Source organism: Halalkalibacter okhensis (assembly GCF_000787375.1).
In the GTDB taxonomy this organism is placed as follows: Bacteria; Bacillota; Bacilli; order Bacillales; family Bacillaceae_D; genus Halalkalibacter; species Halalkalibacter okhensis.
Genome location: NZ_JRJU01000003.1, coordinates 50,984 through 67,204 on the forward strand (window position 1 = coordinate 50,984; position 16,221 = coordinate 67,204).

At 38.8% G+C, this 16,221-nt stretch carries 14 protein-coding genes; 5 read left to right on the forward strand and 9 right to left on the reverse strand.

Features of this window, described 5'->3' with window-relative positions; translation table 11 throughout:
• Nucleotides 1–2: 2 nt before the first annotated feature.
• The 6 genes from LQ50_RS03320 to LQ50_RS03345 all read right to left on the reverse strand — a co-directional run bounded on the left by LQ50_RS03320 (nt 3) and on the right by LQ50_RS03345 (nt 9,195).
• A complete protein-coding gene (locus tag LQ50_RS03320) occupies nt 3–2,510 on the reverse strand; it encodes a CBM96 family carbohydrate-binding protein (protein WP_052144561.1) in 2,508 nt (835 codons plus the stop codon).
• Nucleotides 2,511–2,588: 78 nt separating this feature from the next.
• Nucleotides 2,589–4,901: a DUF4962 domain-containing protein gene (locus LQ50_RS03325; protein WP_034626200.1), complete on the reverse strand. Its 2,313-nt coding sequence runs from the start codon at nt 4,899–4,901 to the stop codon at nt 2,589–2,591.
• A gap of 15 nt (nt 4,902–4,916) precedes the next feature.
• Nucleotides 4,917–5,678: an SDR family NAD(P)-dependent oxidoreductase gene (locus LQ50_RS03330; RefSeq protein ID WP_034626201.1), complete on the reverse strand. Its 762-nt coding sequence runs from the start codon at nt 5,676–5,678 to the stop codon at nt 4,917–4,919.
• Between the two features lie 265 nt (nt 5,679–5,943).
• Nucleotides 5,944–6,252, reverse strand: a complete 309-nt coding sequence (locus LQ50_RS03335) for a cupin domain-containing protein (protein WP_034626203.1) — start codon at nt 6,250–6,252, stop codon at nt 5,944–5,946.
• 100 nt (nt 6,253–6,352) lie between these two features.
• Nucleotides 6,353–8,155: a sensor histidine kinase gene (locus LQ50_RS03340; protein ID WP_034626204.1), complete on the reverse strand. Its 1,803-nt coding sequence runs from the start codon at nt 8,153–8,155 to the stop codon at nt 6,353–6,355.
• Nucleotides 8,155–9,195, reverse strand: coding sequence for a response regulator transcription factor (locus tag LQ50_RS03345; RefSeq protein ID WP_034626205.1), 1,041 nt, complete (start codon nt 9,193–9,195; stop codon nt 8,155–8,157). The genes LQ50_RS03340 and LQ50_RS03345 overlap by 1 nt, the downstream gene beginning before the upstream one ends.
• A gap of 193 nt (nt 9,196–9,388) precedes the next feature.
• Between LQ50_RS03345 and LQ50_RS03350 the strand changes: the two genes are divergently transcribed.
• The 5 genes from LQ50_RS03350 to LQ50_RS03370 all read left to right on the forward strand — a co-directional run bounded on the left by LQ50_RS03350 (nt 9,389) and on the right by LQ50_RS03370 (nt 14,144).
• Nucleotides 9,389–10,354 carry an ABC transporter permease gene (locus LQ50_RS03350; protein WP_034626207.1) on the forward strand — a complete coding sequence of 322 codons (966 nt, stop codon included), beginning with the start codon at nt 9,389–9,391 and terminating at the stop codon, nt 10,352–10,354.
• A gap of 16 nt (nt 10,355–10,370) precedes the next feature.
• Complete coding sequence (locus tag LQ50_RS03355) at nt 10,371–11,252, forward strand: carbohydrate ABC transporter permease (protein ID WP_034626208.1); 882 nt, start codon at nt 10,371–10,373, stop codon at nt 11,250–11,252.
• Nucleotides 11,253–11,401: 149 nt separating this feature from the next.
• Nucleotides 11,402–12,979: an extracellular solute-binding protein gene (locus tag LQ50_RS03360; protein WP_034626210.1), complete on the forward strand. Its 1,578-nt coding sequence runs from the start codon at nt 11,402–11,404 to the stop codon at nt 12,977–12,979.
• A 223-nt stretch (nt 12,980–13,202) separates the two neighbouring features.
• Nucleotides 13,203–13,652, forward strand: coding sequence for an Lrp/AsnC family transcriptional regulator (locus LQ50_RS03365; RefSeq protein ID WP_034626489.1), 450 nt, complete (start codon nt 13,203–13,205; stop codon nt 13,650–13,652).
• Nucleotides 13,653–13,937: 285 nt separating this feature from the next.
• The gene (locus LQ50_RS03370; RefSeq protein ID WP_034626211.1) at nt 13,938–14,144 is read left to right on the forward strand and encodes a zinc ribbon domain-containing protein; all 207 of its coding nucleotides are present in this window, start codon (nt 13,938–13,940) and stop codon (nt 14,142–14,144) included.
• A 99-nt stretch (nt 14,145–14,243) separates the two neighbouring features.
• Here the strand turns inward: LQ50_RS03370 and LQ50_RS03375 are convergent, their stop codons facing one another.
• The 3 genes from LQ50_RS03375 to LQ50_RS03385 all read right to left on the reverse strand — a co-directional run bounded on the left by LQ50_RS03375 (nt 14,244) and on the right by LQ50_RS03385 (nt 16,045).
• Nucleotides 14,244–14,504 carry a catalase-related domain-containing protein gene (locus LQ50_RS03375; protein WP_034626213.1) on the reverse strand — a complete coding sequence of 87 codons (261 nt, stop codon included), beginning with the start codon at nt 14,502–14,504 and terminating at the stop codon, nt 14,244–14,246.
• Between the two features lie 37 nt (nt 14,505–14,541).
• Nucleotides 14,542–14,994, reverse strand: a complete 453-nt coding sequence (locus LQ50_RS03380) for a TlpA family protein disulfide reductase (protein WP_034626214.1) — start codon at nt 14,992–14,994, stop codon at nt 14,542–14,544.
• A 505-nt stretch (nt 14,995–15,499) separates the two neighbouring features.
• The gene (locus tag LQ50_RS03385; RefSeq protein WP_034626216.1) at nt 15,500–16,045 is read right to left on the reverse strand and encodes a peroxiredoxin; all 546 of its coding nucleotides are present in this window, start codon (nt 16,043–16,045) and stop codon (nt 15,500–15,502) included.
• Between the last annotated feature and the right edge of the window lie 176 nt (nt 16,046–16,221).

The window sequence follows — 16,221 nt, forward strand, 5'->3', positions numbered from 1 at the left end:
TGTTACTCTTTCGCACCAATCGATAATACAGGCCACCTATCTGAATTAGCTTCTTCCTTTGAATATAGGTTGACATTCCCGCTTTGTCCCTCTAGATCAGCTACTAAAAAGCTGATGGGATTTCCACCTGTATTATTTTTGACAAATTCACTCACATCCAAGCTGTATACACTGTTTTCAGCTTGATCGACCGTAATTGTCCCTAGTAAAAACGCACTTTCCCCGATAGACGTAACCTCGACTTTATCATTCATAAGATTTGGCGCATTATTCCAAGTGATTGTTTCTTCACTCCAACTATGATCAAGGATTCCAAAAACCGATAACTCCACAGATGTTGTATTGCTACCTGTTTTTCCGGTTAATTGAAAAGTTGCCCCTTGAATCTCTGTTGTTTCAGAAGGGTCAAATTGATAATAAGCCACTCTTCCCGTTGTCTTAGCTGCATTGCTTTTGATATTAAAATATCGGTAGAAGTTTTGATCACTCTCTCCTACAATGCTGGAATCGTAAATTCCATAGTTGCGATCTGGCATTTGAATATCCACTAACGCATCATCCGTAGGGTGGAGGGTATCGTAATTCAATTCCTCTTCTTCATGTTCTGATTCATCAATGAGGTAAACAAACTCCTCACCTGCAATATTACGTAGCATATTATCCTCAATGACGATTCGTTTACCCGCTTCGACTCTGATTCCATTTGCACTATTCACAATTTTATTATTCGATATTGTAATGTCCTCAGGAATTCCAGCCCCTTTGTTGCCATTATTTCTGTCTCCCATATCTTCAGCGATGTAGATTCCCCAAAATCCGTCGGCTCTGTTATTGACGATCATATTGTCTTTGACAACTGTACGAGGTGCATTAAGTAGATAAATGCCTTTTGCATTTGCTGGTTCTCTCGTATTCACGATTGTATTTTTTTCAATGATTGTACCAGGTGAACCCATAATAACGGTAATGCCGTCCCGAGTATTAGAGAGTGTGTTGTTATGAATATAATTGCCCTCACCTGAAGCTGAGTGAGAATTCGGTGCTGTACCTCCCGTATTTCCTACTCCAATCCCACCGCGAATGACACCCTTTACTTCATTGTGACTAATTTCATTTAAATATTCACCTTGACCATGTAAGTCGATTGCGTCATGGATGTTATCAATATACGTATTGCCATGAACAAGATTGTTATGTGCAAAGTTTTGAATAAGCGTACCGTGTCTCATATATGGTCCTTCAAAAGAACTGTTTCTCACAACATTAAAATACGTGTCGTTGGCGTGGCCGAGTCGATCAATGCCTTGAATTCCTTGAATGGCGACCCCGTATCCAGCTCCACCGCCACCAACATCGGTTGCCTTTTTGAACGTAGCATCTTCAACTACGATACGGTTACTTTTCTCAATACGTATCCCCATTCGTTGGAACTTTTCAATCGTCACTTGATTCACAGTAATGTGATAAGAAGGTTGAGCAGCAAAGTCAGCGATAAAAATTCCGTAAGCAGGGCCTCCTTGTTCAGGATTATTGACACTCGGATTATCAGAGTAAGTACCATTAAAGGTAGAAGTAATCGTTAGATTGGATATGACGACATCATGCTTGCCGTATGAGGTGATCACCTTACTATTTGGAACTTCTTTTACATCAAAGTGAGAGACTAATTGAACACCCGCTTCACTTTCTCCACGTAAATTCACACCATTTTTCAAATAAAAATGAGAGGTGTGATCATTTGGCATCGTTCCGCGTAAGTTATAAACGCCATTAGGGAAGTAAACCTCATCACCAGGCTTTGCTTCCTCTATCGCAGCTATAATCGCCGGGGTGTCGTCTTGTTCACTATCTTGGTGATCCGCTCCAAAGTCCAAGACGTTAATCGTTTTCCCTGTTACTTTATTTAGAGAATGTACCGTGTATTTGGTTCCATCTGGGTTGTAAAGACCAGCTTTTGTGAAAGGCTCTGCGTCTGGTTTAGGTCCTGGATCCATCGCTTCAAGCGTTTCGACAATTGGGTCCCCTTCTATGGGTGCATAAATATGGACAGCCGATAAACTGTTCCAATCATTACTTGAGTTGCCAAATCCAATAATTCGAACGTATCTCGCTGCTTGATTCTCAAAATCGACTGCTTCTAAATTTAAATTTTCTCCGCTGCTCACATTTTGTTGAACAGCCTTCGTCCATGACTCACCGTCTTGCGATAATTCAACATCAATCGTTGTTGTCCGGATATGACCATTATAAAACGCAACTCCTAAGTACCCGATTTCTTCCACTTTTCCTAAGTCAAACTGAATCCACTCACCTATTCCTTGAGCTGACCACCTTGTGCCTAAATCATCATCCAATGTATTTTCAGGAACATTTCCATCATGCACGCTAGCAGAAACACTTTCTACTTGATATCGAGAATAGGCTTCCTCCGCCTTCCCACTTGTTTGAAACGTAAAACTAAACATGAGCAAACTACATATGATCCATAAAGCGACTTTGTGACTGTTCATCGCTCCTGCCCCTTTCCATTTCTTTTATTTGAAAAAGAGCCTTCCGTTTCCTAAAGAAGACTCTTTTCATCTATGTTTCTAGTAAATTTTTGGTACCTCTACTCTAAAGGTCTTCCCATCTTCCGTGAAATAAAATTGCAGTCCATGGTCTTGGTCATCCATGAAGTATGAGACATATTTTGGTTTTGTTTTTTTCATAGGGTGCAGTAAGGTGACAATCCGGTGACGTTTCGCTGAATTCGTTTGTGCTTGCAAACGCCAGTGAACGGGTGCTCCTTCTAATTCTGTTAAGTCAACACCTGGGAAATCATTGTGTTGATTCAATGTCAACTCCCCGCTAGAACAGTACACAAATCGGCCTTCTAGAGCGGCTTTCTCACCTTCGACGGCAAATGATTGATGCTTTAAGGTCATTTCGTTTAACGTGTGCAAGAGCCAATCGACTTTCCCTTCTTGTGTGAGATCAATGGTATCGATAAGGACAAAATAGGAGTTATTAATAAAATACGTTTCTCTTACATAACGTTTTAGGTAAGGGACGTATTGTTGATAGGCATTCGTCGCATCACCACGGACATAGGAATAATCGTCATGATCTTCCACTGTCTCAATCGTTCCATTTGCTTTAATCCCGATAAATTTATCTTTTTCAGCATACTGCCCCTTCCCATCTATTAAAATAGTGTTTTTAGAGATTGTTTGTCTTCTCCATTTCATATGCATCGTGCTATTAAAAGCAACATAGTACCCACTATGAATCGCAAGTGGATCTCCGTACGCATGTAATACAAAGGCATTTTGATCACCGTGACTGTGACTGATGGAACCGTAATGACTTGCTTTGGTTAAGTACATAATATGGTCATCTGGTGCATCCATCCGATGATGCATGGCAACCCAACCTACATCTTTGAACCATTTAACCGTCGGTAAGTCAGTTGGTTCTTTTGCCTCGATCTCTGGATAATCGTGCAAATACATCATTTCATCAAAGTAAAAGTCCCACCACCCTTTATTGTAGAACTTCTCATCTGGCTTAACGTCATACTTTTTCGTCTGTTCATAGTACCATTGGTAATAAGGGTTACCCGTCACTCCGGCAAACTGACGAATATTAAAGCCTACCTTTAATCCTGGTTGGTCCCCTAAGTTTGCATGATCACCGAAACTTGCTCGGTTCGTATCAGGCGGATACACAAACAGCGGAAAGTCTCCTGTTTTTTGAAAAAAAGGCCGAGTATATAAATTATATCCATTGAACTTTTTAACTAGGTTCATGGCATCAATCACATAAGCCATTCCTGTTAACCAGTAATGAGGACCTTCTGCCCAGCCTCCTTCAGCGCCACCCCATGGTGTATACAAGCCGCTATAGTATTCTAATGTATAATCGAGCCACTCCCTTGCTTTTGGCTCTTCCTCGAATAAGGCAATGCAACAAGGGACAAGTACAGATGATAAGGACCGTACTGCATGACTATCGTAGGGAACATGATGGATTTTCGAACGCTCCATGACGTGAAAAGCCACTTGCTCAGTTCGAATAAACAGCTGTTCCTTTACTTCTGTACGTTCATCGTCCGATAGGTAAGAATAGAGCCAATCGTACCCCCATGCTAAAGCGCCAGCAATACGAAATGCTCCTTCATCATTATAGTCTCTTGATGTTGTCCCCTCTGGATCCCATGCACTCACATGAAGGAGCCATTCTTTTGCTTTTTGAATGATTTCTTCGTCCTGTAAAATAACACCCGCAACACTTAGATGCCTGATCGCATAGAGCGCTTCCTGACAATCCATATACATCTTCCGCCATAGCTTAGCCACCCGCTGATTGTTCGGATAAGGTTCAGGCTCCTTTGTGAGCGGTAAGTCCAAGAATGGTTTTACCGATCGTTCATAGAATACATCAAAGTTGCAAGACTGACTGTTCTTTTTCACTTCAAATGTAAACTGGTGCAATTCTTCTTCGGTAAGCCATAAGCGAGGTCTTGCTAGATTCACCTGATTATAGCGATCTGATCGATTAGGAAGTGGCGTTTCCGGTAAATCTGGCTTCAGTTCAAATGACCGAACTTCACTCCAATCACTTAGTTGAGAGTCATAGTCTTCATTACATATTAGAGCATATCTCCAGAAATACACCCCTTGTTCCAAAGGTTGATCAGGTGTAAAGAAGTTGTTGTGAATGGGTTTATACGTATGGGTTTCTTCTGCTTGGAACGTGGGATTTTTCGCGATCTCAAGGACATAACAATCATCTTCTAATTTTGCAGGCATCCATGTAAATCTAGGTGGGTTTTCGATGATTTCACTTGTAGATGCAGGCTGATAAGGAACGTTTAACGAACCACTTTCAGGTTGATATAAGCTGATTAATGTGTCTTTCACAATAGGATCCTCCTTTTATCGCATGAACATTCCACCGTTAATTTCGATCGTTTCTCCTGTTAAGTAGTCAGCTAAATCTGACGCTAAGTAAAGTACAGCACCCGCAACATCAGCTGGATTGCCCTCTCTTTGTAAAGGGATTCCTTTTACCGCATTGGTCCTGCCTTCTTTTGTCGTAAATGTATCATGAAACGGGGTATTGCCGATGAATCCAGGAGAAACGGCATTTACTGTGATGTTGTACGAAGCTAATTCTTTAGCTAACGCTTTAGAAAAAGTCAGCACCGCCGCTTTGGAAGCAGCATAAGCGGCTGCACCCGGACCACCACCATTATGAGCAGCAATTGAGGTCATATTAATGATTTTTCCACCGTTTTCTTTCATGAATGAAATGGCTTGTTGAGACACAAGAAACGCACTCGTCACATTCACGTCAAAGATCTTATGCCACAGTTCTTCTGGCATTTCTTCTATCGAAGCACGCTGCACTAAATGTCCTGCATTATTTACTAAAATGTCTAATCTTTGCTGAAAAAAAGTAGTTGCTTCTCCCATGAAAGAAACCACTTCTTTTTTTATAAGCACATCTCCCTGAACAGCCAGTGCTTTTTGTCCTCGGGCTTTGATTAATTCAACTACCTCTTCAGCCCCTTTTTTATTACTGCCGTAATGAACAACAACATCCGCTCCCGCTTCTGCTAGACTAAGAGCAATGCCCCTGCCGATTCCTGTTCCTCCTCCTGTCACTAACGCTCTTTTCCCTTTTAGATCAATCATTCCCGATACACCCCTCCATTTGTTAAGCGCTTTCAAATATAATATTACTTCTTTCAAGTAAAAGTTTAGCACCTACTTAAAATACCTAACAAATGGGGTTCTTTGCTTTTATCTGGTTTTTTTTTAGGTACAAGTGGGTAATTTTAGAAATAGAGGTAGTCAATTCTTTCTTTAAGTACCTCCACCTTCAATTCTAATAAAATAGAGGTACCTAAGTTGCCTTTAGGTACCTCATCACTCGTGCTAAGCCTCTAACCTAGTTCCGTTATCCTATTAAATCTTCTCGTAAAGGAGTAAACGTATCTAATAACGCTCCTTCTTCTAGTGCAACTGCTCCATGCTTTTTGTTACTAGGGATATGAAGTGTTTCTCCTGCAGAAATCACATGTTTTTGTCCTTCGATCGTAAATTGAAAGGACCCTTTTAAACAATAAGTAAATTGTTCATGTGGATGACTGTGCTCGTACCCTTCTGCTCCCTTTTCAAAATGAACTTCCATCATCATTAAGGTTGCTCCTGGCGGAAACACCTTTCTTCTTACGCCTGGTTCAGCTTGTTCCCATTGTCCTACCATATACTCAATCTCCCTTCTTCGCTTTGCGCTACAGCAATCGTAGCATTCTCTCTCTCACAAGGGGATTGGCTCTTTTTATGAAAAGGTTGGTTTTTTTTAGTTATGCAGAGCCTTTATAGTGAATCGTTCTTGGAATGGTCATCGTAACGGTTGTGCCTACACCTTCCTCCCCGGAGATTTCCAAGCCATACTCTTGACCAAAAATGAGTTGAATCCTACGGTGAACATTCATTACGCCTATTCCCATTGTTTGATTGAACTCATCTATAGATGCTGCACTTAGCTTTTCTTTAATTTCTTTCATTCGTTCTACTGAAATACCAGCTCCATTATCTATGACTTTTATCTCCATTACGTTATTTGTTACACCTGCCCGAATGCTGATGTTACCTTGATAACGATTCTTTCTTAACCCATGATGAATAGCGTTTTCGACAAGGGGCTGTAAGGTTAATTTGGCAATGTCTTCATTGAAGAGTTGTTCTTCTATCTCAAACGATATATTAATCTTCTTTTGAAAGCGGTGTTGCTGAACAATTAAAAAGTTTCTGATATGATTGAGTTCATCTTTTAGTGTCACAACTTCAAAATTCCGAATCGAGTACCTGAACATATTAGATAAAGCTTCTGCCATTTCAGATATTTCCTCTGATTCATTTAATACAGCATACGCATTCATTGTTTCTAATGTATTGTGGAGAAAATGGGGGTTTATTTGCGACTGTAGCGCCTGCAATTCAGTTTTTTGTTTTTCTATTTTTATTTCTTGATTATGCAATTCGGACTCATATAACTCCTCCACTAATTGCGATAATTTACTGACCATTATATTGTAACTATTAACCATGCAACTGATTTCATCTGATCCTTTTAATGATTTAATTTTTTCCCATTCACCCGTTTCGATCTTTTTCATGCCCATTTGTACTTTTTGTAATGGAACTACCACACTCCGAGCTAAACCGGTTGATATCCCCATAGCAACAAGTAATACTGCAAATGACGCTATAATAGCATTATGTTTAATGCCTGAAACAGGTTCTAACACACTTTTCACAGGAGTCATTGCAACCAGTGTCCAACCCGTCTCAGCGGAACGGTTATAATAGAACATCATGTCTTCGTCTTCCCACATTTCATTAAAAGTGCCATTTTCCTGCTCTGCCATCTTACTCCCTAAACTTTCATCTAGTCGTTTCCCTAACCAGTTTTCATTTGGATGATAAACAATTCTGCCATCTTCACCAACTATATAGACAGTTGTATCCTTATTAAGCTGAGTAATATTCCAAAGTTGTTCCATGGCTGATGCATTGATTTCAACTCCTAATATTCCTTTAGGCACAAAAGAATTGACTCCTCTTAAGCGCCTTGTCACACTGATGACATATTCGTTATTGTAAAGACTTTTATTAGCAATTAAACTAATTCTTCCACTCTCTGGTGTTGATAAAAGTAGTTTTTTATAGACTTCTTCGGTTGGAAAAGCTCTATCGTTACTAAGCCCTCGATCTGATAAGATAAGTTGATTGTTCTCTCCTAGTAAATAAACCAATTGAATATCGTAATTTTGTAGGTGGATTTTATTCATTTCTTTTAAAATATCGTTATAATGGCTGTATCTCTCAAACGCTTGGGTCTCTCCTAGATCTAAGAACTCCTTTGCTTTTCGGTCTGTTAAGAGCGATAAAGTAGCTAACTCTAGATCCCGTATATAGCGGTCTGTTTGAAAACTAGTATTTTCAACAATGTGCTCTAAGTACATCTCTGCTTGTTTTTTTATTTGAGCTGTTGCTTGCATGTAAATTAAAAAGGAAGCAAAGGCAATGGCCAGAATAATAACAAAGGCAAAATAGATTAAGATTCTCGTTTTCAGACTTAGATGATAGAACCATTCGCTCATCAGTCAATCCCCATTTTCAATCGATACTCAGAAGGCGTTTGTCCGGTGAACTTCTTAAAGGTCTTCGTAAAATGAGGATGATCATTTAAACCGATTAAACCCGGTATATCCGTTACACGAATATTTTTTTGCAATAGAAGCTTTTTGGCGAGGTCCATACGATGCCGAATTCGATATTGGATAAACGTTTCGCCTGTCTCTTTTTTAAATAATTGACTGAAATAAGAGGAGTTCAATCCTAATCGAATGGCAACCTCGTCTAAGCTCACATCTCGATTTAAGTTTTCGTTTATATATTCTTTAGCAACTTCGATGGGATCAACTTCATTTCCCTTCCTTTTTTCCTCTACTCTCTCAATGATTTCAAAGCACTTCTCTTGCAGACGATCATTAGCCTTCTCTATACTAGACTCATTAATTTCCCATTGAAAAGATTGGAACATTTGCCCCCCTTTATTACTAATGTTACGAAATAGCACCTCAAGACTATGTGACAATAAGTCACAATAATATTTGGGGTGAATCGACTTCTCAAGAACTTTCTGTCTCCATGTTGTTAAATATCCTTCTACCTTTTGTCCATCAATTGCCCAAATTGCTTGTTCTAAATGTTCTAGTAGCCACTCCAATTCAACCGCTGTCACAAAGTCATGATTTTGTTCTTTTAAATTTTGGATACACCGCTCTACTGTTGCCGATATTTTCGCTTTCGTCACTGGCTTTAATAGATATTCTTTCACCCCATACTGTATCGCTTGTTGGGCAAATTCGAAGCGGTCATATCCAGATACAATGATCCACTGTGTATCTGGATAAATACCTTGCCACTTTTTAATGAGCCCTAGTCCATCCATTGCTCCCATCTCAATATCTGTAAAAATGAGATCATATTTATTCGTTTCTAATAGCAGATCTGCCTCTTCAGCACAATCGAGGTCCGTTAGTTCAGTAATTTGAAAGGTTTCCACTTCTATTTTAGATAACAATGTTAGTAACCCTTTTCGAATTAACGGTTCATCTTCAATAACTAAGATTTTCATATAAATCTACCTCCTTAATATGAAAGCGCTTACTTTAATGACCATTATAGCAACTAGAATTCAATTTATGTAATTATTTTTCATTTTAATCAAAAAAAAACACAAGACATACAAATCACACTCTATTGTTGTAAGCCTTTTCATTAATTATGCTTATCTTACATTCAAGATAATAGAAGGAGGGAATAAACAAATGAAATTAGAGGCATCTACCAAGCCAGTTAACGTAAAGAAAACTAAAAGAAAGGCAAAATTCAAGAGTACATTAAAATCGATGTGGAAATATAAAACTCTTTATTTTATTGCTCTACCAGGGTTTGCATACTTTATCATTTTTAAATACATTCCACTTCTCGGTTCAGTCATTGCTTTTCAAGACTATAGCATCTTTAAAGGGATCAGTGGAAGTGAATGGGTAGGATTCGCACAGTTTGAAAAAATGTTCTCCTATTCCGAGTTTCTACGCATTTTAAAAAATACGTTGCTTATTAATTTTTATGATCTAATTTTCGCCTTTACAGCACCTATTATTCTAGCTTTATTGCTAAATGAAGTTCGTAAAGTTCTGGCAAAGCGGATTATCCAAACGGTTGTCTATATGCCGCATTTTTTATCATGGGTAATCATTAGTGGGGTTTTCATTGGTATTCTATCCCCTTCAACTGGACTGGTTAATCAAGTGGTGGAGTTTTTTGGTTTTGATCCTATCTACTTTTTAGGTGATGAAAGTTATATCAGATCGATTATCGTAGGCTCTGGAGTGTGGCGTGATACTGGTTGGGGAACGATTATCTACTTGGCCGCTTTAGCTGGTATTAATCCTAACCTATATGAAGCTGCGGAAGTCGATGGAGCTAGTAGATGGCAACAAACTTGGGCGATTACATTACCGACTCTTCTACCGACAATCACTATTTTATTCTTACTTCAAATTGGTAACTTCTTAGACTTTGGCTTTGAACGTGTATATGTATTTTTAAACCCACTTAATCGTGAAAATGGAGAAATATTCGACACATATATTTACCATGTTGGACTTCTTCAAAATCAATTTAGCTATACCACAGCCGTCGGTATTTTTAAATCTGTAGTCGGTTTAGTCCTACTAGTTGGAGCTAATTTTTTAAGTAAACGAGCAACTGGAAACAGTCTGTATTAAGGGGGGGAGTGTAACGATGGCGATTAAAGATAGTAGATCAAGAAAGATCTTTTTGTTTTCAAATTTAACCTTTTTAATTATTTTTTCTCTAATCATGATTTTACCGATTATCCATGTGTTAGCACAGTCTTTTAGTAGCTCTGGTGCTATTGATCGTGGAGAAGTGGTTCTCTTACCAGTCGATTTTACGCTTAACAACTATCAATATGTTTTTCAAGACATTAGCATATGGAGATCGTTTGGTGTCACGATATTCATTACCGTTTTTGGTACATTATTTAATTTAATTGCGACGGCATCATTTGCCTATCCTTTATCTAGAAAGGAGTTTGTCGGCCGTAGAATTCTATTGTTTATGGTGTTATTTACAATGATATTCTCTGCTCCACTTATTCCAACCTATCTTCTAGTACAGAAACTGGGCTTACTTGATTCATTATGGGCCTTAATTTTACCTACTTCTATAAGTGCCTTTAACTTTTTTGTCATGAGATCTTTCTTTATGCAAATTCCACAAGAGTTGATTGATTCTAGTCGAATAGATGGGTGTAGCGAGCTGCGGATTTTGTGGCAGATGGTTCTTCCACTTTCTAAACCAGCTTTGGCCACTCTTGGAATCTTCTACGCTGTCTTTCATTGGAACACGTATTTTCATGCTTTAATGTTTATCGAGAATAGAAAGTTATATCCTTTACAAGTAAAACTACGAGAAATGATTGTTGATGATACAATAGTAGCAGACCCTACTTCTGACATCTTCACGACAATGTTATCAAGCTCACCAGAAGGCATTAAAATGGCTACAATTATCGTTGCGACAGTTCCAATCTTATTTATCTATCCATTTTTACAAAGGTATTTTATTAAAGGATTTATGCTCGGGAGTTTGAAAGATTAGCGAACCCTTTTTAACATATTAGTTTGTGACTTTCTAGGATTTACACAAACTCACCTAAAAATATAACATTCATTAAAATCAATAAGCCTGTTACTTTATTAATTGTAAGCACTTACATTTTTCATTCCACTATACTAAGGAGGTCTATTATGTTAAAAAGAACGATTTTGCTTATCCTCTTCATGTTTATTGCAACTGGTCTTATTGCCTGTAATAACGAGGAGACATCAAGTCCTCAAACTAACGATTCAGAACAGAATGAGAACCAAGATGGCCTGGAGGAACCACTTGCTTTTTCAATATCTATGAGAACCTTAGCAACAGAGTATGTTGAAAATCACCCTGATATCAATGAAGATAAATGGGTGAAAGAGTTAGAGAATTTGACGAATACGGATATGACAATTAATCTCGTTCCACATCGTGAATACGTTGAAAAAATGACGTTAATGCTTGCATCTGGTAATATTCCAGATGTGGTCCAGTCTTCTGGTGGTCTTCATGGTCCCGAGCTTGCAGGTGCTGTTGAAGCGGGGGTCTTTATGCCACTTGACGACTTATTACAGGAACATGGTCAAAATCTTCTAAAGGTAATTCCCCAAGCCGCTTGGGACCAAGTGACTTATGAAGATGGTAAAATCTATGCCATCCCTGATTACCTTGCGAACCGTTCTCGTCGGGGTATGGCCATTCGTATGGATTTACTAGAGCAAACAGGTCTAGACATTCCTAAAACTACGGATGAATTTTTAGAAGTACTACGAGCCTTTAAGGAGCTTGGTATTGAGAATCCATTCCAAGGTCGTGAGCAATTCAAATATGCGGATACGTTCTTTGGAGCATTTGATGCATTGCCTTATCAGTGGGAGCTTTACGAAGGTGAAGTCGTACCTAAATTCATGGCAGGAGATAAGACTTTAGATGCACTTGCCTTCTACCGTACGATGTATGAAGAAGGATTAATCCACAGAGAATTTTTAACAACACCACAACCTGAATACCGCAGCAATATCATCGCTGGTAAATCAGGCATGTGGTCGATGAATGCAGAAGAGGTTCTAGCTTGGGAACAAGAGCTTCAACAAAATGTCCCTGAAGCACGAGTGTCCATTATTCCTTCTCCTATAGGACCAGATGGCCAAGGTGGACACTACCTTTACAACTCAGTTACTCGTTCATTCTTAATCAACAAAGATACGAAAGCAGATGTTGAAAGGTTAATACAGTTTTTTGACTGGCAAGTATCAGAAGAAGCCGAAACGTTCTTCACATTTGGCTTAGAAGGGGAAAACCATACAGTTGAAGCAAATGGCGACATTAATTATGATGTCCCAACTGATTCTAACGGAATTAACGAACAGCGCTACCGTAATTACTGGCTTTGGTTAATCAGAGATGCAACCTTCACACGTGGTGTTCTTGAACAAACCGATGAGGGGCTAGAATTAATTGAAATCTTTGACGGTATCTTAGCAGAAGAGGGGCGTGATAGTTTCCACTTTGACCCACCTTTAGATTCATTGCAAACGAACCCAGATATTCGTCCAGGAAGTGACACACCAGCAGACATTTGGATGACAGGTGCTGCTAGAATTATCTTAGGTCAACAACCACTTGAGTACCATGATCAAATCGTTGAAGATTGGTTAAATCGAGGCGGACGTGAAGCCATTGAAGAAGCCACTCAACGCTATAAGGATGGCGTTGGAGTACAAGTCCCAGAATAATATATAAAGAAACGTCGGGTCATAATCGCACCGACGTTTCTTTCATGTAATTCAACTTTTAATATACATCAATGGGTTCTAAGAGGTATCGGGTTCCCTTAGAGGCATATGCTTGTAGAGCCATTCGTGTTTTTTTTGAACAAGCTCTTGACGATTTTGTTTTTTCACTCAGTGGTTTTGAACTATAATAGAAGGAAGAACAATGGATGAAGGTGCTGATAAGATGAAATTAGATAACACGGATAAACGAATTTTAGAGCTTTTAACAGCGAATGGACGAATGTCTTATGTGGATATCGCAAAGGAGCTTGGCCTATCACGCGTCGCTATTCGCGAAAGAATCAATCAATTAATGGAGGAAGAAGTGATCGAAAAGTTTAGTGTCGTGATCAACTCTGATAAAGTTGGAAAAAAAGTATCTGCCTTTTTTGAGGTCGATTGTGAACCAACATCACTTGTTGCGGTTGCAGAGACATTAGCTGAGAATCCCAAAGTAGCTAGCTGTTATCAAATGACAGGACCTAGCACATTGCATATGCATGTTCTTGTAGAAGACTTTGACCAATTAGAGCACTTTATCAATGAAGAACTATACGCATTAAAAGGAATCACCAGAGTAGAGAGTCATATTTTATTAAGGCGATTTAAAAGCCGTACCGGATTGAAGCTATAAGAGCCTCCCTAAAACGTTTCTAGAAAAGGCCACTGAAGAAGGTACGATTTTCACCTTTTTCAGTGGCCTTGTTTCTCGACTTTCGGGAACCCCCTATCTACTTTGGATCATCCAATTAGACAGGTGTCTAGTTCCAACTCTAGTGTATAAAGGATAAAGACACCCTTCGTCTATAAACACCTTTCGTATCTCTTGCTTGGACTTATTAATTTTTCTTCTAATGAAGTGAAACTCTCACTTCTTTCAAACCGTATTATGGATAAGATAACATAAGGAGGGCTTTCAATGGAAAAACGAGGCTGTATCAAATGTGGGCACACAGAAGCCAAAACGAAAGAAATTGCGACAACAGGAACAGGGCTTTCAAAAATGTTTGATGTTCAACACAATAAGTTTCGGGTCGTGTATTGTACAAATTGTGGATACTCAGAACTTTATAACAGTCAGACATCAACAGCATCCAACGTTATTGACTTTTTCTTTGGAGGATAAATAGTTTATGCAATAAATAGATCCATACCATTTTTAAAGCCTGCTATGAGATTTCATAGCAGGCTTTTTTTATGCCAGCCCTTCATTAAGGGCACCTTATTATTTCAAATGCTCTAAATATGGAGTTAAGTCAATATTCAATTCCTTCGCTACTTGCTTCCCGAGTTCTTCATCAGCACGGAAGAAATTGCAAACAGCAAGAAGTTTTGTTTGTTCGTCAAGCGCTACAAGATCTTTTGCGATAGTTTTGATTAGTGCATCTTGCTCTTCAGTAGAGTAACGACGATAAAATGGCCCTATTATTTGAGCATTTTGAAGATCATAAATTGGAGCATCTTGATTGATTGGTAAATTATCCATTTTCATCTCTCCTTATTCCTTATTTTCATAAAAGATATTATTTTACTTCTTGGCCTAGAACGCGATTGACACGCTTACGTAACATATCCATTCCACTTCCACCAGCTTGGAAATGTCTAAGTTTTCCTTCAGCATCAAATACATAATACGCAGGTACATACTTGTTTTCGAACGCATCTGTCAGCTTGTGTTCACTGTCCACAAAAGTAGGTTGAATGATATCATGACCTTGCGCCATAGCTTCAATGACTGACATATCCAAATCCTTCTCAGAACGAGGCATATGTATTGCCACGACATTCAGATCATCATCATATTCATCACGAAACTCATTAATATCCGGCATGGCATCTTTACATAAACCACAACTTACAGACCAGAAATGAATCAGTGTTGCTTTGCCACTCTCAAGTAATTCGTCCTTTGTCACTTCTCCATTTAACCATGCTGTAGCACCTGTCAATTCTGGCATTTCTTCACGTAGTTTCATAAATTCCACTCCTAATTATTTATATTTTATCAATTCAAATCTATTAATATGAGTACTTTATTTTTATACTAAAAGACTTTCCTAATGTTTCAAACACGAACCTTGCTCACATTTTCACAAAATAAGATGAGTGCGCCTTTCGAGAAAATCACGCAGGAAGGCTTAAAACATTACGGCGGACCTGCTTATGCTTCGAACTCAATCATATTGGTAAAGCTCTTTGCACCTTAACTCTGCGATCATGTGGCGATGGCTCCTCTCGCCGTGCGCCTTTCGAGAAAATCACGCAGGAAGGCTTAGAACATTACGGCGGACCTGCTTATGCTTCGAACTCAATCATATCGGTAAAGCTCTTTGCACCTTAACTCTGCTATCATGTGGCGATGGCTCCTCTCGCCGTGCGCCTTTCGAGAAAATCACTCAAAAGGCTTAAAACATTACGGCGGCTCCGCTCATCGCTTCGATCAAATACATAAAGGTAAAAAGACACCTTTATGTATTTGATCTACAGCGTTTTTTGTCCTGGTTTCCAGTTGGCTGGGCAAAGTCCACCTGTTTGTAAAGCTTGCAATACTCTTAATGTTTCATCTACATCTCGACCAATATTGTTGTGATTGACAACAGAGTACATTAACTCACCTTCTGGGCTAATAATGAATAAGCCACGAAGAGCAACTCCTTCTTCTTCAACTAGTACACCGTACTCACGAGATACAACATGATTCGTATCCGCCGCTAACGGATATGCTAACTCGCCAAGTCCATTTTCATCTCTGCCTGTATTAATCCACGCTTTATGTGTATGGATCGTGTCCGTTGACACCCCTATTACTTCCGCATCTAAGTCTTCAAACTCATCAAAACGATCACTTAATGAAGTGATTTCAGTTGGACAAACGAACGTGAAATCCATCGGGTAAAAGAACAGCACTGTCCATTTATCATTTTTCATGTTTTCCTCTAAACTTACTTTTGAAAATTCCTTATTAGGCATTACTGCTTCCATTTCGAATCGAGGTGCTTGTTTAGCTACCATTCTTTTATCAGTCATTTATCGCAACCCCTTATTTATAATAATTATCATCTGATTACATTTATTATTGTATCGAACCTTTTTCACCATGTCAATGATAAACAATAATAATTTTAAAGAAAGAATAATCATTAGCAATACGAATAGATAGAAAACCCTATGGAACAAATAGTCCCATAGGGTTTCTTTCTTTA

What these genes read in the sequence shown, in the direction of transcription:
- LQ50_RS03320 (WP_052144561.1), bottom strand. Translation starts at nt 2,510, where the DNA reads ATGAACAGTCACAAAGTCGCTTTATGGATCATATGTAGTTTGCTCATG.
- LQ50_RS03330 (WP_034626201.1), bottom strand. Translation starts at nt 5,678, where the DNA reads ATGATTGATCTAAAAGGGAAAAGAGCGTTAGTGACAGGAGGAGGAACA.
- LQ50_RS03335 (WP_034626203.1), bottom strand. Translation starts at nt 6,252, where the DNA reads ATGGTAGGACAATGGGAACAAGCTGAACCAGGCGTAAGAAGAAAGGTG.
- LQ50_RS03340 (WP_034626204.1), bottom strand. Translation starts at nt 8,155, where the DNA reads ATGAGCGAATGGTTCTATCATCTAAGTCTGAAAACGAGAATCTTAATC.
- LQ50_RS03345 (WP_034626205.1), bottom strand. Translation starts at nt 9,195, where the DNA reads ATGAAAATCTTAGTTATTGAAGATGAACCGTTAATTCGAAAAGGGTTA.
- LQ50_RS03350 (WP_034626207.1), top strand. Translation starts at nt 9,389, where the DNA reads ATGAAATTAGAGGCATCTACCAAGCCAGTTAACGTAAAGAAAACTAAA.
- LQ50_RS03355 (WP_034626208.1), top strand. Translation starts at nt 10,371, where the DNA reads ATGGCGATTAAAGATAGTAGATCAAGAAAGATCTTTTTGTTTTCAAAT.
- LQ50_RS03360 (WP_034626210.1), top strand. Translation starts at nt 11,402, where the DNA reads ATGTTAAAAAGAACGATTTTGCTTATCCTCTTCATGTTTATTGCAACT.
- LQ50_RS03365 (WP_034626489.1), top strand. Translation starts at nt 13,203, where the DNA reads ATGAAATTAGATAACACGGATAAACGAATTTTAGAGCTTTTAACAGCG.
- LQ50_RS03370 (WP_034626211.1), top strand. Translation starts at nt 13,938, where the DNA reads ATGGAAAAACGAGGCTGTATCAAATGTGGGCACACAGAAGCCAAAACG.
- LQ50_RS03375 (WP_034626213.1), bottom strand. Translation starts at nt 14,504, where the DNA reads ATGGATAATTTACCAATCAATCAAGATGCTCCAATTTATGATCTTCAA.
- LQ50_RS03380 (WP_034626214.1), bottom strand. Translation starts at nt 14,994, where the DNA reads ATGAAACTACGTGAAGAAATGCCAGAATTGACAGGTGCTACAGCATGG.
- LQ50_RS03385 (WP_034626216.1), bottom strand. Translation starts at nt 16,045, where the DNA reads ATGACTGATAAAAGAATGGTAGCTAAACAAGCACCTCGATTCGAAATG.